General features: G+C 75.2%; 14 protein-coding genes. 8 read left to right on the top strand and 6 right to left on the bottom strand.

The window, feature by feature from the left end; translation table 11 throughout:
- The first annotated feature begins 55 nt into the window (after positions 1 to 55).
- Positions 56 to 2362, top strand: coding sequence for a hypothetical protein (locus ET526_RS07010; protein WP_135466968.1), 2307 nt, complete (start codon positions 56 to 58; stop codon positions 2360 to 2362).
- 255 nt (positions 2363 to 2617) lie between these two features.
- Here the strand turns inward: ET526_RS07010 and ET526_RS07005 are convergent, their stop codons facing one another.
- A complete protein-coding gene (locus ET526_RS07005) occupies positions 2618 to 4228 on the bottom strand; it encodes a cisplatin damage response ATP-dependent DNA ligase (RefSeq protein ID WP_192898665.1) in 1611 nt (536 codons plus the stop codon).
- Entirely contained in the window at positions 4225 to 5271 is a 1047-nt protein-coding gene (locus tag ET526_RS07000) for a ligase-associated DNA damage response exonuclease (RefSeq protein ID WP_135466967.1), read from the bottom strand. The genes ET526_RS07005 and ET526_RS07000 overlap by 4 nt, the downstream gene beginning before the upstream one ends.
- A gap of 186 nt (positions 5272 to 5457) precedes the next feature.
- Here ET526_RS07000 and ET526_RS06995 point away from each other — a divergent pair, with 186 nt between their 5' ends.
- The 4 genes from ET526_RS06995 to pdeM all read left to right on the top strand — a co-directional run bounded on the left by ET526_RS06995 (position 5458) and on the right by pdeM (position 12469).
- Positions 5458 to 6453, top strand: coding sequence for a sensor histidine kinase (locus tag ET526_RS06995; RefSeq protein WP_204623525.1), 996 nt, complete (start codon positions 5458 to 5460; stop codon positions 6451 to 6453).
- Between the two features lie 138 nt (positions 6454 to 6591).
- On the top strand, positions 6592 to 9192 hold the full coding sequence (locus ET526_RS06990) for a hybrid sensor histidine kinase/response regulator (protein WP_135466965.1): 2601 nt from the start codon (positions 6592 to 6594) through the stop codon (positions 9190 to 9192).
- A 53-nt stretch (positions 9193 to 9245) separates the two neighbouring features.
- Complete coding sequence (locus tag ET526_RS06985) at positions 9246 to 11786, top strand: ligase-associated DNA damage response DEXH box helicase (protein WP_135466964.1); 2541 nt, start codon at positions 9246 to 9248, stop codon at positions 11784 to 11786.
- The gene (gene pdeM / locus ET526_RS06980; protein WP_135466963.1) at positions 11783 to 12469 is read left to right on the top strand and encodes a ligase-associated DNA damage response endonuclease PdeM; all 687 of its coding nucleotides are present in this window, start codon (positions 11783 to 11785) and stop codon (positions 12467 to 12469) included. The genes ET526_RS06985 and pdeM overlap by 4 nt, the downstream gene beginning before the upstream one ends.
- An 18-nt stretch (positions 12470 to 12487) precedes the next feature.
- On the opposite strand, the gene ET526_RS06975 is transcribed toward pdeM, so the two are convergent.
- Positions 12488 to 13030: a fasciclin domain-containing protein gene (locus tag ET526_RS06975; RefSeq protein ID WP_158295516.1), complete on the bottom strand. Its 543-nt coding sequence runs from the start codon at positions 13028 to 13030 to the stop codon at positions 12488 to 12490.
- A 72-nt stretch (positions 13031 to 13102) separates the two neighbouring features.
- On the opposite strand from ET526_RS06975, the gene ET526_RS06970 reads away from it, so the two are divergent.
- Both ET526_RS06970 and ET526_RS06965 read left to right on the top strand, forming a co-directional pair.
- A complete protein-coding gene (locus ET526_RS06970; protein ID WP_408869756.1) occupies positions 13103 to 14554 on the top strand; it encodes a cryptochrome/photolyase family protein in 1452 nt (483 codons plus the stop codon).
- Positions 14551 to 15285 carry a metallophosphoesterase gene (locus tag ET526_RS06965; protein ID WP_135466961.1) on the top strand — a complete coding sequence of 245 codons (735 nt, stop codon included), beginning with the start codon at positions 14551 to 14553 and terminating at the stop codon, positions 15283 to 15285. The genes ET526_RS06970 and ET526_RS06965 overlap by 4 nt, the downstream gene beginning before the upstream one ends.
- Positions 15286 to 15301: 16 nt before the next feature.
- Here the strand turns inward: ET526_RS06965 and ET526_RS06960 are convergent, their stop codons facing one another.
- Entirely contained in the window at positions 15302 to 16570 is a 1269-nt protein-coding gene (locus ET526_RS06960; protein ID WP_158295515.1) for a CinA family nicotinamide mononucleotide deamidase-related protein, read from the bottom strand.
- A 181-nt stretch (positions 16571 to 16751) separates the two neighbouring features.
- Here ET526_RS06960 and ET526_RS06955 point away from each other — a divergent pair, with 181 nt between their 5' ends.
- A complete protein-coding gene (locus tag ET526_RS06955) occupies positions 16752 to 18416 on the top strand; it encodes a flavin-containing monooxygenase (RefSeq protein WP_135466959.1) in 1665 nt (554 codons plus the stop codon).
- Positions 18417 to 18437: 21 nt separating this feature from the next.
- Here ET526_RS06955 and ET526_RS06950 read toward each other — a convergent pair whose 3' ends face one another.
- Positions 18438 to 18662: a hypothetical protein gene (locus tag ET526_RS06950; RefSeq protein WP_135466958.1), complete on the bottom strand. Its 225-nt coding sequence runs from the start codon at positions 18660 to 18662 to the stop codon at positions 18438 to 18440.
- A gap of 89 nt (positions 18663 to 18751) precedes the next feature.
- The gene (locus ET526_RS06945; RefSeq protein ID WP_135466957.1) at positions 18752 to 19987 is read right to left on the bottom strand and encodes an ABC transporter substrate-binding protein; all 1236 of its coding nucleotides are present in this window, start codon (positions 19985 to 19987) and stop codon (positions 18752 to 18754) included.
- Positions 19988 to 20124 lie beyond the last annotated feature (137 nt).

Below are 20124 nucleotides of genomic sequence, written 5' to 3'. Positions count from 1 at the left end.
AAGGCGCCACGCGCGCGCAACGGCCGCGGCGCCCTCCGGGCAGGAGGGAACCCCCATGTTCCGCGCCATCTGCCTCTGCCTCGGCCTGTTCGCGAGCTACTCGGCGCTGATGGCGCAGGAGCGCTGCCTCCGCCGCGGCACCCTGTCGCGCCTCCTGCCGCTGGTCCTGCTGCTCTTCGCGGCCGCGATCCTGGCTCACGCTCTCCTCGGCGCGGGGTGGGTCAACCGGCGGATCAGCGCCTTCCTGATCGACGTGCCGCTCGACGCCGCCCTCATCGGCGCCCTGATCGGCTACCTGCTCGCCGACCAGCAGCGCGGCGCGGAGCGGGCCGCGCAGGCCGGCGCCCCTGCTGCCCGCGGAAAGGACCGCGACGCCCCCCCGCCCCGCACGACGGCGGAGCTGCTGCGCGCCGCGAAGGAGGGGGCGGGCGGCCTGGCGCTCGCGGTGCTGGTGGTGGCGGGGCTGTTCCCGGTGACGGAATGGCGGCCGTTCCTCGCCCGCGTCACCGGCTTCAGCATGCCCGCCGGCATCGGCGTCACCCTGGGCAGCGCGGCCGGGGACCGCACCGCCGAGGCGATCCGCCAGGCCACCACCTTCGCCGACCCCACCGGCAAGCTCACCGCCGACCGCAACGGCTTCGTGCCCCACCGCCTGCACCGGATGCGCAGCCTGACGCACCCCCCGCCGCCGGAGAGCGGGCCGGAGACGCTGCTCACCACCCATTTCGCGGCGGAGCCGACCTCGCCGTCCGCGGGCGTACAGCAGGCGAGGACCGGGGCGCCGCAGGCGAAGGCCAGGGTGCACCAGGTGGAGCGCGACCGGGCCACGATCATCCACCTGCTGCTGGCGCAGACCATCCAGGAACTCGGCCAGCCGGCCGGCCGCGCCGCGCCGGGGGCGCGGGTCGTGCCGTCCGCGATGGCGGCCGAGCAGGTCGCCGGCACCGTGCGGGGGCAGGCGGCGCGCCTCGCCCCTCTCGGCGGCGCGCAGGAGGGGATGCTGGCGAGCATGGCGCCCGCCATCGCCTGCCTGAACGCCTTCGTCGCCAATACCGGGGAGCGGGCCCTGCTGGAGTACCGCTCCACCAAGGCGGTGGAGTACCTGACCCGGCTGGCCAAGTACTGGTCCCGGCTGGAGCACCAGGTGATGCTGGACCGCCTGCGCGGGCATCCCGGCGCGGAGGCGGCGCGCCGGGCGCTGCGGCAGCCCTCGGGCGTCGTGGTCCCGGCCGCGGGCGGCGCGGGGGACCGGCACGACATGGCCGAGGTGCTGCGCTACCTCGTCCGCGAGCTGTTCAGGGCCCACAACGAGGTCGTGAGATGGGCGCGCGGCTTCCAGCACCCCTGGCTGCTCGGCCAGTGGCAGGACCGGGAGGATACCCGGTGCCAGCCCCTCGGGGAGGCGGAGGTGGAGCGGCTCGCCCGCTTCGTGGTGGAGGAATTCGCCTCCGAGGCCAGCCTCGGCACCACCGGCTTCAGCCCCTACCTCTCGCTGCTTGCGGCGATGGCGCTGGCCAGCCTCGGCGACCACGAGGCCTCGTTCCGCCTGCTCGCGGAATGGCTCGACGACCTCGCCAGGCTGGTGGAGGCGCTGGACCGCCCCCCGGAACCGGAGCGCCCCTCCCCCCAGACCCTGGTCGCGCAGGCCGCCGCGCAGGGCGGGCCGGTGGCCGACGCGCCGGACCGGGAGGCGCTGCGGGCGGCCTGGCTGTGGCACCAGCTCTACGTCTATCAGGAGATCCTCTACATCCAGGAATCCTCGGAAGGCACCGCCGCCGCCGTGCCGGTGACGGAAAGCGGCCTCAGGGGACTGATCCTGCGCTTCCATCAGGTGCTCGGCGCCGCCGGGCAGCGGGCCTCCCTGCCCGAATGGACCTCCGGCCCCGAGCGGGCCTGTGACCTGCCCGCCAACCGCTGGCGCCAGGCGATGGTCTCCTCCTACGCCGGCTGGCTGCAGGCGCACCTGAACATGCGGCACCGGCGCTACGTCAGGCCCGAGGACGCCACGGCCGAGGATCAGGAGCAGGCGCTGCTGCTGATCGGTCTCGACATGGCCTGCTTCACGAACATCCTGCGCGATCCGCGGGAGCGGGAGAAGGAGCGGGCCCTCTACGCGGTGACCGCGGCCACCATCCTGATGAACCGCCTGGCCGGCGGCCGGGTCTCCTCCTGGGACCGGCAGGCGCTGACGGCTACGACCGAGCGGGCGCTGGAGGCGGCGATCCATACCCTGCGCGAGGGGCCGCGCGGCAACGGCGCCTCCTCGGCCCAGGCGAGCCTTCTCGGCCAGGCCGAGCATCCGCTGCAGGCCGTCGCTCGCGGCATGATGGCGCGGCTTGAGAAGGAACGCGACGCGAGGTAACCTGAGTTATTGCAAAGGAACAGGGCCATGCAGACCCTCCGCGCCCGGATCCTCCTCGCCTGCCTCGCGGCATTGCCCGTGCTCCTGCTGGCGGCGGAGGCGCTGGCGCAGCGGCGTCCGCCGGGCTAGGGCCGCTTCCGTTCGCCCCGGCTCGCGGCGAGCGCTCCGGCCCGCTGGCCGCGCGGGCCTCTTCGCCCGCTCGGGCGGGTCCGCTCCGGGGCTGCTTCCGCTGGGCCGCAGGCGCCTTGCCGATCGTCAGGCATCGTCGGACGGCCGGTCCTCCACATAGGCCAGCAGGTTCTCCAGCCGGTCCGCCTCGCCCGCTGGCTTGTCGGTGCGGATGCGGGCGATGCGCGGGAAGCGCAGCGCCACGCCCGATTTGTGCCGGGTGCTGCGCTGCGCCGCGTCGAAGATCACCTCCAGCACCAGGGTCTTCTCCACCTCCCGCACCGGGCCGAAGCGGGCGATGGTGTGGGCGCGGATCCAGCGGTCGAGCCAGGCCAGCTCCTGGTCCGTGTAGCCGGAATAGGCCTTGCCCACCGGCACCAGCTCCTCGCCCCCCCGCCCGTCCGGGCGCCACAGGCCGAAGGTGTAGTCGCTGTAGAAGCTCGACCGCCTGCCGTGGCCGCGCTGGGCGTACATCAGCACGGCGTCGATGGAGAGCGGGTCGCGCTTCCACTTCCACCACAGCCCCTTCACCCGCCCCGCGACATAGGGGCTGTCGGCGCGCTTCAGCATCAGCCCCTCGATCGAGGCGGCGCGCGCCCCGGAGCGGATCGCCGCGAGCTGCGCGAAGGAAGCGAAGGCGATCTGCGGGGAGAGGTCCATGCGCGCCGGCCGCGCCCGCGCCGCCCACGCCTCCAGCCGCCGGCGCCGCGCATCGAAGGGCAGCGGGCGGAGATCCTCCTCCCCCTCGAACAGCAGGTCGTAGAGCCGCACCCCCACCGGGACGTCGCGTCGCAGCCGCGCCGGGACCAGCTTGCGGTTCAGCCGCTGCTGCAGATCGGCGAAGGGCGCCACCGCCCCGTCCCGGATCACCAAGAGCTCGCCGTCGAGCACGGCGTGGAACGCCATCGCCTCCAGGATCTCGGGGAAGGCGGCGGAGACGTCCTCCCCGCCGCGGCTCCAGATCCGCCGCCCGCCCGGCCCGGCGGCGAGCTGCACCCGGATGCCGTCCCACTTCCACTCCGCCCGCCACTCGGCGGGGTCGAGGGCGGCCACCTCGGCGTCGTCCAGCGGGTGTGCCAGCATCAGCGGCCGGAACACCGGGGCGCCGCGCGGATCCGGCCGCGGCCCGCGCCCCTCGAGCCAAGCGAAGAGCGGCAGGTAGGGCGGCGCCACGCCGTGCCACACCTCCTCGATCGCCTCCACGGGCTTCCCCGACCATTCGGCGAGGGCGGTGCGGGCGAGGCGCGCCGCGGCGCCGACGCGCAGCCCCCCGGTCACCAGCTTGATCAGCGCCAGCCGCCCGCCCGCATCCAGGGTGTCGAGCCAGCCCGCGATCAGCGCCGGCAGGCCTGCCTTCGGCGTCAGCTCCAGCGCCTCCGCCACCTCCGCCAAGCCGGGCGGCGGGGCGTTCGCCCCCTCCCTCTCCGGCCAGATCAGCGCCACCGTCTCGGCGAAGTCGCCCACATAGTCGTGGCTGAGGGCGAGCAGCACCGGGTCGGTGCGCGCCGCCACCAGGTCGCGCACCAGGGCGGGCTTGGCGGCGGTGAAGGCCAGCTCCCCGGTCAGGGCGGCGAGGCCGACGCCGCGGTCCGGGTCGGGCTGGGTGGCGAACCAGTCGCGCAGCAGGGCAAGCTTGGCGTTGCGCCCGGGGGTGAAGACCAGGCGCTCCAGCAGCGCGGCGAAGGCGGGCAGGCTCATGCCGCGTCCGCGGCCGGCGCCGCCTCAGGCCCCTCATCCTCCTCGCCAAGGCCGACCAGGTGCAGCGCCCGGCCGCGGATGCCGCGCTGGCCGAGGGCGTGCACCAGCGCGTCGTCGCGCCCGTGCGTCACCCACACCTCCGGCGCCCCGACCTCGACGATCGTCGCCAGCAGCCCGTCCCAGTCGGCATGGTCGCTGACGACGAGCGGCAGCTCCACGCCGCGGGACTTGGCGCGCTGGCGCACCCGCATCCAGCCGCTGGCCAGCGCCACCACCGGCTCGGCCAGGCGCCGCGCCCAGCGGTCGGCCACCGCCGAGGGCGGGGCCAGCACGATGGCGCCGCGCAGCGCCGCCCGATCCGCCGCCGTCGCCGGCAGCAGCGGGCCGAGCGCGACGCCGAGCTCCTCGTACAGCCGGCACAGCCCGAGCAGCGCGCCGTGCAGGTGGATGGGGCGGTCCCAGCCGGCGGCGCGCAGCAGCCGGATCAGCCGCTGGCACTTCCCGAGCGCGTAGCAGCCGACCACATGCGTCCGCTCCGGGAACAGGGCGAGGCTGTGCAGCAGCTTCGCCGCCTCCCGCTCCGGCGGCGGGTGGCGGAACACCGGCAGGGCGAAGGTGGCCTCGGTGACGAAGACGTCGCAGGGCTGCGGCTCGAAGGGGGCGCAGGTCGGGTCCGGCTGGCGCTTGTAGTCGCCGGAGACGACCACCCGGCTGCCCCGCCATTCCAGGCAGATCTGGGCCGAGCCCAGGATGTGGCCCGCCGGGCGCAGCCACAGCCGCACCCCGCGCTCGGTCAGCGCCTCCCCCGGCCGCAGCGGCTGCTGCGAGGCCCCGGCCCGCGCCGCCCCCAGCCGGGTGCGCATCACCGCCAGCGTCTCCGGCGTCGCCAGCACCGCGCCGTGGTCGGGCCGCGCATGATCGGCATGGCCATGGGTGATCACCGCCCGCGCGACCGGCCGGAGGGGATCTATGTGGAAGCCGCCCGGGACGCAGAACAGCCCCTCTGGCGTCACCCGCAGCCAGGTTTCGGGATGCGGTGGCATGGCTCTCCTTGCGTCCCCGTGGTTAGGTGAGGCGGGGGCGGGTGCGGTCAAGCGACTCCACCGAAGGGTGGGGAACCTGTTCCCCGCTTGCGCGTCAGGCGTATGCAGCCTCGCAACAGCGTGGCGGTTCAAGGGCTTGGCGTCAGGATGGCGGGAAGCGAGGACAGATCCGTAGCGCTCGCCGGCGTGACCGGCGACCAGTTCCGCCTGCTGGCCGACAACGCGCCGGTGATGATCTGGCGCGCCGACCGCAGCCGGGGCTGCGACTTCTTCAACAAGCCCTGGCTCGACTTCACCGGCCGCAGCTTGGAGCAGGAGCTCGGCTTCGGCTGGACCGAGGGGGTGCACCCCGAGGACCTCGACCGCTGCCTCGCGACCTACGCCGCGGCCTTCGAGGCGCGCCGCCCCTTCACCATGGACTACCGCCTGCGCCGGCATGACGGCGCCTGGCGCTGGGTGCTGGACAACGGCCGCCCCTATGAGGTGAACGGCGCCTTCGCCGGCTATTTCGGCTCCTGCGTGGACGTCACCGAGATGAAGCAGGCGCTGGAGGAGCGGCACCGCATGCTGGCGGAGCGGGAGGCGCTGCTCGCCGAGCTGCACCACCGCGTGAAGAACAACACCCAGGCGACCACCTCCTTCCTCACCCTGCAGGCCGGACGGGCGAGCGACCCGGCGGTGGCACAGGCCCTGCGCGCGGCGGCGACGCGGGTGATGCTGGCGAGCCACGTGCAGGACCGCATGTTCCGCGTCTGCGGCGATGCCGGCGTGGAGCTTGGCCCCGAACTCTCGGCCACCGCGCGGCTCGCGGTCGAGACGGCAGGGCGGCCGGGCATCCGGCTGGAGGAGCGGCTCGAGCCCGGCGTGATGGTGCCGGTGGCGCAGGCGACCCCTCTGGCGCTGATCGTGAACGAGCTGGTGGTGAACGCCTGCCAGCACGCCTTCCCCTGGGGCCGGCCGGGGCGGATCCTGCTCGCCCTGCGCATGACGGCGCCCGGCGAGGGGGAGATCGTGGTCGAGGATGACGGCGTCGGCCTGCCCGACTCGGTCCGCCAGCAGGTGCCGAGGCACCGCCTCGGGCTCAACCTGGTGCCCCGCCTCGCCCGGCAGGCCAAGGCCCGGCTGCGGATGGAGCCGGCCGGAAGCGGAACCCGCGCCGTGCTGGCCTTCCGCCGCGGCTGAGGCGCTCCGCCCCGCGATGCGACCCGAACGCATCCGCCTTCGTCACGAAGCCTTGACCGGCGGGCCGGGCGGGGCCCCTGCCACGGCCGCCCTTCCTCCCGCATATCGCGCAGCCCGGAGACAGGGAGGCGCAGGCGCATGTCCGGCATCCGGCGTGTCCGCCATCTCGTCTACCTGATCGTCGCCCTCCTGGCCGTGACCAATCTCGGCCTGCGCGGCCTCGCGCTGTGGTCGGAGCACCGCTCGGCGCTGCGCTGGGCGGAGGCCTCGGCGCGCGATCTCGCGCGCATTGTCGAGGAGCACGCCCACCGCATTCTCGACACCGGCGACCTGGTCATAGACCAGGTCGTGGAGGGGATCGCGCGCCGCGGCGGCGTCATGGCGCTGCGCGGCGACGAGGAGGCGTTCCGCTGGCTGCGCCGCCTCGCCAGCCGCCTGCCCGGCGGCTACATCCTGGTGGTGGACCCGAACGGGGTGCCGGTGGCGCTCAGCGAGGCCCATCCGGCGCCGGAGACGCCGCTCGCCGACCGGCCCTGGTTCCGCGCCCATGTCGAGGGCGCGGAGCGCCACATCGGCGAGGCCCTGGTCAGCCGCCTCACCCGCGACGTGCTCTCCACCTACAGCCGCGCGCTCCACGGCGCCGGCGGCGCGCTCGAGGGCGTGGTGCAGATCGCCCTGCGCCCCGGCTTCTTCCAGGACTTGGCGCTCGGCACCGAGACGGTGCGCGGGGCCAATCTCGGCCTCTGGACGCCGGAGGGGCGCGTCATCGCGCGCACCGGCCTGACGCCGGAGCAGATCGGGCGGATCTCCCTGGCGCCGGAGGTGCTGGAGCGCGCCCTGGCCGGGCAGGCCGGCGCCCTCCGCCTCGGCGCGCGGGAGGGGCGGGACCGCCTCGTCGCCTTCCGCCCGCTGGAGGGCCGGCCGGCGATCGCCACCGTCAGCGTGCCGGTGGAGAGCGCCCTGGTGCCGTTCCGCCGCGACCTCGTCTGGTCCCTCTGGCTCGGCGGCTTCGTGCTGGTGGCGCTCGGCGGCCTCGCCTGGGTCGCCGGCGCGCTGAGCCGGCGGGAGGAGCGGACCCTGGCCGAGCTCGCCGCCGCCAACGCGGCGCTACGCCAGGCCCGCGGCGCGCTGGAGGCCCGGGTGGCGGAGCGGACCGCGGCGCTGGCCGAGGCGAACCGGCGGCTCCGCGAGAAGGAGGCGCGGTTCCGCGGCATCTTCAACGCGCAATTCCAATTCATCGGTCTGCTCTCCCCCGACGGCACGCTGCTCGAGGCGAACGAGACCGCGCTCGCCTTCGCCGGCCTCGCCCCGGAGGCGGTGATCGGCCGCCCCTTCGCCGCGGCGCCCTGGTGGGAGGGCGGCGACGAGGCGGCGCGGGCCCGGCTGGAGGAGGCGATCCGCCGCGCCGCCCAGGGCGCCTTCGTGCGCTACGAGACCGAGGCGCGCGGTGCCGGCGGCCGCGCCGCGACGCTCGACTTCTCGCTCAAGCCGCTGCGCGACGAGACGGGGGCGGTGGTGCTGCTGGTCGCCGAGGGGCGCGACATCAGCGAGCTGAAGGCGGCGCAGGCGCAGCTCCACGAGGCGCAGAAGCTGGAGACGCTCGGCCAGCTCACCGGCGGCGTGGCGCATGATTTCAACAACCTGCTGATGGCGGTGCTCGGCAACCTCGGCCTGCTGCGCAAGCGCCTGCCCGACGACCCGCGCCTGCGCCGCCTGCTCGAGGGCGCGGTGCAGGGGGCCGAGCGCGGCGCGGCGCTGACCCAGCGCCTGCTCGCCTTCGCCCGCCGCCAGGAGCTGCGGCCGCAGGCGATCGAGCTCGGCGCCCTGGTGCGCGGCATGACCGAGCTGCTGCGCCGCTCCCTTGGCCCCGCCATCCGTATCGCGGTGGACATCCCGCCCGGCCTGCCACCGGTGCGCGCGGATGCGAACCAGCTCGAGATGGCGCTGCTGAACCTCGCCGTGAACGCGCGCGACGCCATGCCCATGGGCGGCTCGCTGCTGATCGAGGCGCGCGACGGCGACGCCCCCGGCGTGGAGCGCCCGGAGGGCCTGCCCCGCGGCCGCTTCGTCCGCCTCTCGGTCGCCGACAGCGGCACCGGCATGGACGCCGAGACCCTGAAGCGGGCGACCGAGCCCTTCTTCACCACCAAGGGGCCGGGCAAGGGCTCGGGCCTCGGCCTGTCGATGGTGCACGGGCTGGCGGCGCAGTCGGGCGGCAGGCTGGTGATCGAGAGCGAGCCCGGCCGCGGCACCACGGTGGCGCTGTGGCTGCCGGTGGCGGAGGCCGCCACGTCGGCCGGGCCGCCGCCGGGCCCCGCTGCCGAGTCCCCGCCCCCGCCCGCCGGGCGCCGCACCATCCTGCTGGTGGACGACGACCCGCTGATCCAGGCCGGCACGGCGGCGATGCTCGAGGATCTCGGCCACGATGTCCGCCTCGCCGGCAGCGGCCTCGCGGCGCTGGAGGCGCTCGCCGCCGGGCCGGTGGAGCTGGTGCTGACCGACTACGCCATGCCGGGGATGAACGGTCTCGACCTGGCGCGCCGCATCCGCGAGCGGTACCCGGCGCTGCCGGTGGTGATCGTGACCGGCTATGCCGACCTGCCCGGGGAGGCGGCGGCGGAATTCCCCCGCCTCGCCAAGCCCTACCGCCAGGAGGATCTGGCCGCCGCCATCGCCCGCGCCCTCGGCCCCAGGCAGGGCGCCAGGGTGGTGAAGCTGCCGCTCCCGCAGCGGGGCTGAGGCCGCGCCTCGCTTCCCGCAGCGGCCTTCCCCCGCCATAGTCCCCGCCGCCCATGGGAACATTGCCGGAACCCTTCGCCGCCTGGTTCGCCCGCCGGGGATGGACGCCGCGGCCGCACCAGATCGCCGTGCTGGAGGCGGCGGCGGCGGGCGCCTCGGCGCTGCTGGTCGCCCCGACCGGCGGCGGCAAGACCCTCGCCGGCTTCCTGCCGAGCCTCGTTGCGCTGGCGGCGCGGCCGGAGACGGGGCGGGGCGCGCTGCACACCCTCTACGTCTCGCCGCTGAAGGCGCTGGCGGTGGACGTGGCGCGCAACCTCGCCGCGCCGGTGGCGGAGATGGGCCTTCCCGTCCGCATCGAGACCCGCACCGGCGACACGCCGGCCAACCGCCGCGCCCGGCAGCGCGAGAACCCGCCCGACATCCTGCTCACCACGCCGGAGAGCCTCGCGCTGCTGCTCTCCCTGCCCGAGGCCGGGGCGCTCTTCGCCGGCCTCGGCGCCGTGGTGGTGGACGAGATCCACGCCCTCGCCGGCACCAAGCGCGGCGACCAGCTCGCCCTCGGCCTGTCGCGCCTGGCGACGCTGGCGCCAGGGGCGCGGCGCATCGGCCTCTCCGCCACCGTGGCGCATCCCGCGCCGCTGCGCGCCTTCCTCTCGCCGACCGGCCGGCCGGAGGCGGTGCGGCTGATCGAGGCCGCGGGCGGCGCCGCCCCCGAGATCGCGGTGATGCTGCCGGAGGGGCACCTGCCCTGGGGCGGCCATATGGGCCTCGCCTCGGCGCCCGGGATCTACCGCCGCATCCGCGAGGCGCGGGTCACCATCGTCTTCGTCAACACCCGCGCCCAGGCGGAGCTGGTGTTCCAGGCGCTGTGGCGGCTGAACGAGGACAACCTGCCGATCGCGCTGCATCACGGCAGCCTCACCGTCGAGCAGCGCCGCAAGGTGGAGGCGGCGATGGCCGCCGGGCGGCTCCGCGCCGTGGTCGCCACCGCCTCGCTCGATCTCGGCATAGACTGGGGCGACGTGGACCAGGTGATCCAGGTCGGCGCGCCGAAGGGGGTGGCGCGGCTGCTGCAGCGGGTGGGCCGCGCCAACCACCGCATGGAGGAGCCCTCCCGCGCCGTGCTGGTGCCGGCCAACCGCTTCGAGGTGGTGGAATGCGCCGCGGCGCTCGAGGCGGTCGCGGCCGGGGAGCTCGACGGCGACCCGCCGCGCCCGGGCGGGCTCGACGTGCTGGCGCAGCACGTCCTCGCCATGGCCTGCCACGCCCCCTTCCGCCCCGACGCGCTCTACGCCGAGGTGACGCGCGCCGCGCCCTATGCCGGCCTCTCCCGCCGCGACTTCGACGACGTGCTGCGCTTCGTCGAGGACGGGGGCTACGCGCTCCGCGGCTACGCCCGATTCCGCCGCCTGTTCCGCGACGCCGAGGGCCTCGTGCATGTGCGCGATGCGCGCGTGGCGCGGCAGCTCCGCCTGAATCTCGGCACCATCGTCGAGACGCCGATGGTGAAGGTGCGGCTGCGCGGCGGGCCGGTGCTCGGCGAGGTGGAGGAGTGGTTCGTCTCCACCCTCCAGCCCGGCGACTGCTTCCTCTTCGCCGGCCAGCTCCTGCGCTTCGAGGCGCTCGATGCCCTCACCGCCCTCGTCTCCCGCGGCGGCGAGGGGGAGCCGCGCGTGCCCGCCTATGCCGGCAGCCGGATGCCGCTCTCCACCTTCCTCGCCGCGCGGGTGCGCGCCATCCTGCACGACCCGGCGCGATGGGGCGCGCTGCCGGCGCCGGTGCGCGAGTGGCTGCGCCTGCAACAGCGCCGCTCCGCCCTGCCGGAGAAGGACGGGCTGCTGGTGGAGAGCTTCCCGCGCGGCGGGCGCTGGTTCCTGGTCGCCTACTGCTTCGAGGGGCGGCTCGCGCACCAGACGCTCGGCATGCTGGTGACGAGGCGCATGGAGAGGCTCGGCTACGGCCCGCTCGGCTACCTCGCCACCGACTACGTCCTCGCCGCCTGGTCGGCCTTCGAGCCGACCGAGGTCGCGCCGCTGTTCGAGGAGGACATCCTCGGCGAGGAGCTGGAGGAGTGGATGGCGGAGAGCTCCATGCTCCGCCGCACCTTCCGCAACATCGCCACCATCGCCGGGCTGATCGAGAAGCACCACCCCGGGCAGGAGAAGTCCGGCCGCCAGATGACGATGAACGCCGACCTGATCTACGACGTGCTGCGCCGGCATGAGCCGGACCACGTGCTGCTGCGCGCCACCCGCCAGGAGGCTGCGGCGGGGCTGACCGACGTCTCCCGCATCGCGCTGGTGCTGGCCCGCGCCAGGGGGCGCATCCGCCACCTGCGGCTCGACCGCGTCTCGCCGCTCGCGGTGCCGGCGCTGATCGAGGAGGGGCGCGAATGGGTCGCCGGCGGCGCCGAGGACGCGCTGCTCGCCGAGGCGGCGGCGCTGGTCGGGGAGGCGACGGAGGGCGCGGAACTCTTCGCCGAGACCCTGGCCGAGGTGACCGAGGGCGTGCGCATCCGCGCCGGCGTGGTGGACCGGCCGCGGCGGGGCCGCCGCCCTCCCCGTCGCGCCCCGCGCGGCCTCGCCGGCGCATGATCCCGGCGCCGCTGCACCTCGCCGGCGAGCGGCTGATGCTCGACCCCGCCGGCGCCCTCGCCTGGCCGGCGCGGCGGCTGCTCGCGGTGGCCGACCTGCACCTTGAGAAGGGCAGCGCCCTCGCCCGCGCCGGCCGGCCGGTGCCGCCCTACGACACGCGGGAGACGCTGCTTCGCCTGCTGCCCGTGCTGCGCCGCTGGCGCCCGGCGCGGCTGGTCGCGCTCGGCGATTCCTTCCACGACGCGGCGGGCGCGGCGCGCCTCGCGCCCGGGGATGCCGCGCTGCTGCGGCGGATGCTGGAGGGGGTCGAGACGGTCTGGGTGCTCGGCAACCACGACCCCGCGCCCCCCGTCGGCCTGCCCGGCGAGGCGGCGGCGGAATGGGCGGAGGGGCCGGTGGTGTTCCGCCACGAGGCGCGGCCCGGTCCGGTGGCCGGCGCCGAGGTCTCCGGCCACTTCCACCCGAAGGCGACCATGCCGACGCGCTGCGGCGGCATCACCCGCCCCTGCTTCCTCACCGACGGGCGGCGCCTGGTGCTGCCGGCCTTCGGCGCCTATGCGGGCGGACTCGACATCGCCGACCCGGCGCTGGCACGGCTGTTCCCGCGCGGCGGCCGCGCCTTCCTGCTCGGGCGGGAGCGGCTGTTCGCCATGCCCGCAGCGCGCCGCGCGGCGACGGGGTGAGGCAGCGGCGTGCGGCGGTCAGCGCAGCATCAGCCCGTCTATCGCATGGATGACGCCGTTCGCGGCCACGATGTCGGGCTCCACGATCCGCGCCGTCCGCCCTTCCCAGGGGCCGGCCGCGGCGGCGGTGACCAGCGCCGAGGCGCGCGAGGCGGGGCGGAGGCGCAGCACGGCCTCCCCCTCGCTGCGCAGCTCCTGCCCCTCCCCGTCCAGGTCCGCGAGGCGCAGCGCCTTGCCGGAGACGATGTGGGCGCCGATCAGGGCACGCAGCGCCTCGGCATCCGGCCAGGGCGCCGCCTCGGCGCGGCCGGGGGCCCTGGCGCGGGCGGCGAGCACCTCGGCGAAGGCGGCGTCGGTCGGGGCGAAGATGGTCAGCGGCCCCGGCTGGCGCAGACGCTCCTCCATGCCGGCACGCTGCGCGAGTTCGAGGAAGCGGCCGAAGCGGCCATCCGCCGCCAGCACCTCCAGCACCGTCGCCCCTGCCGCCGGCCGCGGCAGCAGGGCGGCGAGCAGCGCGGCGACGAGGATCAGGGACGAACCCGCCGTTCGACCCCCGCGCATGGCCGGCTCCTTCCACCATCCGGGCGATCTACGCCGGCGCATCGGCCTCGCGCCGGCGTGGATTGCCCCCACATGGGCAACATGGACGCTCCCGCCCTGCTCTGGTTCCGCCAGGATCTGCGGCTCGCCGACAACCCGATCCTCGCCGCGGCCGGACACCGCCCGGTACTGCCGGTCTTCGTGCTCGACGAGGCGGCGGCGGGGCGCTGGGCACCCGGCGGTGCCGCGCGCTGGTGGCTGCACCACAGCCTGGCGGCGCTCGGCGCGGCGCTGGCGGCGCGCGGGGCGCCGCTCCTGCTGCTGCGCGGCCGGGCGGAGGCGCTGCTCCCCGCCCTCGCCGCCCGGACCGGCGCGGCGGAGGTGCTGGCGGGGCGGCTGTACGAGCCCTGGGCGCGGGCGCGCGACGAGCGCCTCGCCGCGGCGCTGCGCGCCGAAGGCCGGCGGCTCGTCCTGCTCCCCGGCGCCCTGCTGCGGGAGCCGGAGCAGGTCCGGAGCGGCAGCGGCCGGCCCTACGCCATCTACACCCCCTTCGCCCGCGCCGTCGCCGCGCTGGGCGACCCGCCCCCGCCCCTGCCCGCGCCGGAGCGGCTGCGCCCCGTTCCGGAGGCGCCGGAGGGAGAGCCGCTCGCCGCGCTCGGCCTGCTGCCCACCCCGCCGCAGCCCGACTGGGCGGCCGAGTTCCCCGCCCTCTGGACGCCCGGCGAGGCGGGGGCGCAGGCGCGCCTCGCCCGCTTCCTCGCCGGGCCGCTGCGGGACTACGGCGCGGCGCGGAACAATCCCGGCACCGAGGGCACCTCCGGCCTTTCGCCGCACCTCCGCTGGGGCGAGGTCTCGCCGGCGCAGGTCTGGCACGCGGCGCTGGCGGCCCTCGGCGGCGACCGCGCCGCGGCGCGGCCCTTCCTGGCCGAGCTGCTGTGGCGGGAATTCTCCTACCACCTGCTCTGGCACCGGCCGGAGATGCCCGAGGCGCCGCTGCGCCCGCGCTTCGCTGCCTTCCCCTGGGCGCGCGACCCGGCGCTGCTGCGCGCTTGGCGGCGCGGGCGCACCGGCTACCCGATCGTGGATGCGGGGATGCGCCAGCTCTGGCGCCTCGGCTGGATGCACAACCGGGTGCGCATGATCGCCGCCTCCTTCCTGGTGAAGCACCTGCTGCAGCCCTGGCAGGACGGGGCGGCGTGGTTCTGGGACACGCTGGTGGACGCCGACCTCGCCTCCAACAGCGCCTCCTGGCAGTGGGTGGCGGGCTGCGGCACCGACGCGGCGCCGTATTTCCGCGTGTTCAACCCGGTGCTGCAGGGCGAGCGGTTCGACCCGGCCGGCCGCTACGTCCGCCGCTTCGTGCCCGAACTCGCCCGCCTGCCCGACCGCTACCTGCACCGCCCCTGGGAGGCGCCGGAGGCGGTGCTGCGGCAGGCCGGCCTCGCGCTCGGCCGCGACTATCCGCGCCCGGTGGTGGAGCACGCGGCGGCGCGGCGGCGCGCCCTGGCCACGCTGCGCGAGGTGGCGGAGGACGACGCCGCATGAACCTTCCCTCCGGGGCCGAGGCGCTGGCCCGCCGCGGCTTCGCCGGGCTGCGCGTGGTGGGCGACGTGCATGGCGAGGCCGCCGCCTTCGCCCATGCCGTGGCGGGGGCGGAGGCGGAGCGGCTGTTCCTGCTCCAGCTCGGCGACCTCACCGATTACGGCCCGGACAGCCCGGGCGTGCTGCGCCTGATGTTCGGGGTGCTGGACCGCGGCCAGGGCCGCTTCCTGCTCGGCAACCACGACCACAAGCTGCGCCGCGTCCTCTCCGGGCAGCGGGTGCGCATCGCCGCCGAGGGGCTTGGCGCCACCCTCGCCCAGCTCGAGGCGGCGCCGGACGGCGCGGCGCTGAAGGCGCGGCTGCTGGCCGAGGTCGCCGCGGCGCCAGCCTGGCTGCGCCTCGACGCCTGGTGCTTCGTGCATGCCGGCTGGCACCCGCGCATGCTGCACGAGCCGCCGCCGCCCGATGCCGGGGCGCGGCGCCCGGACCCGCTGCTCTCCCGCGCCCTGTTCGGCCAGGTGACCAGCCGCATGCGGCCGGACGGCTATCCGGAGCGGCTCTACGGCTGGGTGAACCGCATCCCGGCCGGCGTGACCGTCCATTGCGGCCATGACTGCCGCTCCACGGACGGCAGGCCCTTCGTGGAGCGGGGCGCGCTCGGCGGCCGCGCCGTGTTCCTCGACACCGGCGCCGGCAAGGGCGGGCACCTCTCCTGGCTGGATCTGCGGTTCTGATCCGCCCCGCCGGGGATCAGCGCCGCTCGAAATCCACCCGCTCCTCCACCGGCAGGCCGCGCAGGCGCCGGCGCAGGCAGTCGAGGGCGAGCTCCATGGCGCCGAGGCGCAGCCATTCCCGCCCGCCGAGCAGCCGCGCCTCCCGCGCCGCGCCGCCCTGCGGGTCGGCGATGCCGATATGGATCGTCCCGCCCGCCTCCGCCCCTTCGGTGCCGCCATCCGGCGCCACCAGCACGGCGAGGCCGTGGCTCGCCCCGCCCTCCCGGCGCAGCGCCGCGGCCAGGGCGTGGGCGAGCGCCGCCGGCGGCATCGCGGCGGCATCGGCGCCGAGGTTGAGAGCGGCGCAGAGCTCCCCCGCCTCGCGGGCGACCACGGCGCGCCGGAACACCCCCTCCGCCCCCGGCAGCGGCGCGAGGCGCGCGGCGATGCCGCCCCCGGTGAGGGTTTCGGCGACCGAGAGGGTAAAGCCGCCGGCGCGCAGCGCCTCCAGCACCACGCCCTCCAGCGTCTGGTCGTCCTCGGCGAGGATGAAGTGGCCAAGTCGGCGGCGCACCTCCTCCGCCAGCGGGGCGAGGAGGCGCTCCACCGTCTCCGCATCCGGCCCGCGCGCCACGAGCTTGGTCTCGAGCTGCGGGTAGTGCGCCTGGAAGCCGAGCTTCACCGCCCCCTCCGGCGCCAGCGCCTCGATGCCGGCGAGCAGCGCGTCGGCGCGGGATTCGCCGATGCCGAAGGAGTGGAAGCGCTTGAGCCGCGTCACCCCGCGCAGCCCGGCGCCGGCGAGCAGGCGTGGGATCACCTGCTCCTCCAGCATCCGGCGCATCTCCCGCGGCACGCCGGGGGTGAAGTAGAAGCGCCTGCCCCCGATCGTCACCGCGAAGCCGCAGGCGGTGCCGATCGGGTTGTCGAGCAGCTCCGCCCCCTCGGGCAGCATGGCCTGCTTGCGGTTGTTGGGCGGCATCGGGCGGTTGCGGCGGGCGTAGAACGCCTCCATGCGGGCGAGCCAGGGCTCGTGCAGCACCAGGGGAACGCCCGCGGCCTCCGCCGCCACCTCCTGCGACAGGTCGTCCACCGTGGGGCCGAGGCCGCCATTGACGATCACCGCATCGGCGCGCGCCGCCGCCTCGCGGAAGGCGGCAAGCAGGCTCGCCCGGTCGTCGCCGACCGTGGTGCCCCGGCAGACGGCGAGGCCGAGTTCGGTCAGGCGCTGCGCGATGTGGCTGTAGTTGGTGTTCACCGTCTTGCCGGTGAGGATCTCGTCGCCGGTGCAGAGGATCTCGACCCGCATGCCCTTTCCTTCCGGCCCGCGTTCCGCCGGTCCATGCTCGCGCATCGGGAGCGGCGGGTAAACCGGGCCGGCGCCTCCGCCCCGGGCGGTTGACGGCCCCGGCGGGGCGTGATGCTCTGCCGGAAAGCCCTGACCGCCCCTGGCATGGGTGGCGGTCCGGGCAAGCCATTGGGAGTGAAGCATGTCCGATCCGCACGAGACACCCGCAGCGCAGGCGGGACCGCCCGAGACGCTCGACGCGGTGATCGTCGGCGCCGGCTTCGCCGGCCTCTACATGCTGCACCGCCTGCGCGGCCTCGGCCTCTCGGCGCGCATCCTCGAGGCGGCGGACGGGGTCGGCGGCACCTGGTACTGGAACCGCTACCCCGGCGCGCGCTGCGACGTGGAGAGCATGCAGTACTCTTTCTCCTTCGACGAGGCGCTGCAGCAGGAATGGAAGTGGAGCGAGCGCTTCGCCGCCCAGCCGGAGATCCTCGCCTACGCCAACCACGTCGCCGACCGCTACGACCTGCGCCGCGACATCCGCTTCAACACCCGCGTCGCCGCCGCCCATTACGACGAGGCGGCGGGACGGTGGCTGGTGCGCACCGAGCGGGGCGAGGCGATCTCCGCCCGCTTCTGCATCATGGCCACGGGCTGCCTCTCCGCCGCCAGGGTGCCGGACATACCGGGGCTCGAGACCTTCCGCGGCACCTGGTATCACACCGGCTTCTGGCCGCATGAGGGGGTGGACTTCACCGGGCGGCGCGTGGCGGTGATCGGCACCGGCTCCTCCGCCATCCAGGCGATCCCGGTGATCGCCGAGCAGGCGGCGGAGTTGCTGGTGTTCCAGCGCACGCCGAATTTCAGCATCCCCAGCCGCAACGCGCCGATGGACGCCGAGTACGAGCGGTGGTGGAAATCCGACTATGCCGCGCACCGGCAGAAGGCGCGGCAGATGCGCACCGGCATCCTCTACAACATCGACCAGCGCTCGGCGATGGAGGTGACGGAGGAGGAGCGCCAGCGCGTCTACGAGGAGCGCTGGGCGGCGGGCGGCACCGCCTTCATGGGCGCCTTCGTGGACCTGCTGACCAACCAGGCCTCCAACGACACCGCGGCGGAGTTCGTGCGCGCCAGGATCCGCGCCACGGTGAAGGACCCGGCGACGGCGGAGATCCTGTCGCCCCGCAACCACCCGATCGGCACCAAGCGCATCTGCGTGGACAGCCACTACTACGAGACCTTCAACCGCGACAACGTGCGGCTGATCGACGTCAGCCGGGCGCCGATCGAGGCGATCACCGAGACCGGCCTGCGCACGCGCGAGGCCGCCTACGAGGTGGACAGCATCGTCTTCGCCACCGGCTTCGACGCCATGACCGGCACGCTGCTGAAGATCGACATCCGCGGCCGCGGCGGCGAGAGCCTGGCCGCGAAATGGGCGGCGGGGCCGCGCACCTATCTCGGCCTGATGAGCGCGGGCTTCCCCAACCTGTTCATGATCACCGGCCCGGGCAGCCCCTCGGTGCTGAGCAACATGATCGTCTCGATCGAGCAGCACGTGGACTGGCTGACCGGCTGCCTCGCCCACATGCGCGCGCGCGGCCTCGCCCGCATCGAGGCCACCCGGGAGGCGGAGGACCGCTGGGTGGACCACGTGAACGAGGTGGCGCACCGCACCCTCTATCCCCAGGCCAACTCCTGGTACATGGGTGCCAACGTTCCGGGCAAGCCGCGGGTGTTCATGCCCTATGTCGGCGGTGTCGGCACCTATCGCCAGATCTGTGATGAGGTGGCGGCCAAGGGCTACGAGGGCTTCCGCCTCGCACCCGCGGAAGCCCCGGCCTCGGTGGCGGCGGAATAGGGCGTCCCGCGCGGGCCGCCCCTACCCTGGGCGGCGCCGCTGCGCCTCGATCACGGAAAGCCGGGGCCGCTCCGGCGAGCGGGCCCCGGCGAGCCAGGCGCCGCTCCAGAACGCCATGCCCTGGCGCAGCATCTCGTTCATCATCGCGGTCTGCTGACGGTGCAGCTCCGCCGTCCAGAAGCCGCGCATGGCGCCGGCCCAGGCGTTGGCGGCGCTCAGCCACATGCTCATCACTGGGTTGGCCACCGCCAAACCTCCTTCTGCCTCGTCACGAAGGAACGCTGCAACGGCCCGCCTGTTCCCGACCCCGGACAGGGAGGCCGCCGCGGCGGGGCTCAGCTTCGGACCAGGGGACAATTCCCTTCGTCGAGGGGACGGAACGCCTCCTCGGGCGGGGTGGTCTGCAGCAGCTTGTAGTAGTCGAAGATGCCCCGGCTCTCCTCCGGCCGCTTCACCTCGAAGAGATAGGCGGGGTGCAGCTTGCGGCCGTCGGGCCGGATGGTGCCCTGGCCGAAGGCGTCGTCGTCGGTCGGCATCGCCTTCATGCGTGCCACCGTCTCGGCGCCGCTCGCCCTGGCCGCGCGCACGCCGAGCGAGGCCACGGCCTTCAGGTAGTGCAGCGTCGCCGAGTAGTCCCCCGCCTGGCTCATGCCGATCGGCACCTGGCCGGCGAGGGCGCGGGCGCGCTGCGCGAAGGCGCGGGTGCGGTCGTTGAGGTCCCAGTAGAAGCTCTCCGTGCAGATCAGCCCCTGCGCCGTCTGCAGGCCGAGCGCGTGCACGTCGGGCAGGAACATCAGCAGCGAGGCGAGGCGGATGCCGCGGCGGGTGATGCCGAACTCGGCCGCCTGCTTGATGCAGTTGATCGTGTCCGTCCCGGCATTGGCGAGGCCGATCACCTTCGCGCCGCTGGCCTGCGCCTGGATCAGGAAGGAGGAGAAATCGGTGGTGCCGGGGAAGGGGGTGCGCACGCCGCCCAGCACCCGCCCGCCGGCGGCGCGCACGAAGCTCGCGGTGTCGCGCTCCAGCGCGTGGCCGAAGGCGTAGTCGGCGGTGATGAAGAACCAGGTGTCGCCCCCCGCGCGCACCGAGGCGCCGCCGGTGGACTTCGCCAGCATGTAGGTATCGTACACCCAGTGGAGCGTGTTCGGCGTGCAGGCCCGCCCGGTGAGGTCCGAGGTCGCGGTGGAGGTGGCGATCGCCACCTTGTTCTTCTCGCGGGTCAGCTCGGCCACCGCCAGCGCCACCGAGGAGGCGGCGAGGCTCAGCACCATGTCCACGCCGTCGCGGTCGTACCACTGCCTGGCGATGTTCAGGGCGACGTCGGGGCGGTTCTGGTGGTCGGCGACCAGGACATCGACCTCGAAGTCGCGCGGCCCGAATTCCTGCACCGCAAGGCGCGCACAGGCCACGGTGACCGGGCCGTTGATGTCGCGGTAGGGGCCGGACATGTCGGTGAGCACGCCGATGCGCACAGCATTGCCCGGCTGCGCCCGGGCGGAGCCAAAGGGCAGCGCGCCGGCGGCCGCGGCGGCCGCGCCAGTGCGAAGGATGGTGCGCCTGTCGAGGATCATGGAACGCCTCCCATTCGGCGGGTCTGCCGCCCGCCCACGCGCAGCAGACCCGATCCGCGGGCGGAGGGCAAGGACCCTCCGGCACCTCGCGGGCGGGCAAGGGGACTGGCGGCGCCCGATGCCGCGCCCGGGGATTG

The organism is Crenalkalicoccus roseus, from assembly GCF_004761865.1.
In the GTDB taxonomy this organism is placed as follows: domain Bacteria; phylum Pseudomonadota; class Alphaproteobacteria; order Acetobacterales; family Acetobacteraceae; genus Crenalkalicoccus; species Crenalkalicoccus roseus.
The sequence above is the reverse complement of the archived record's forward strand: the minus strand, read 5'-3'. Positions and strand labels throughout refer to the sequence as shown.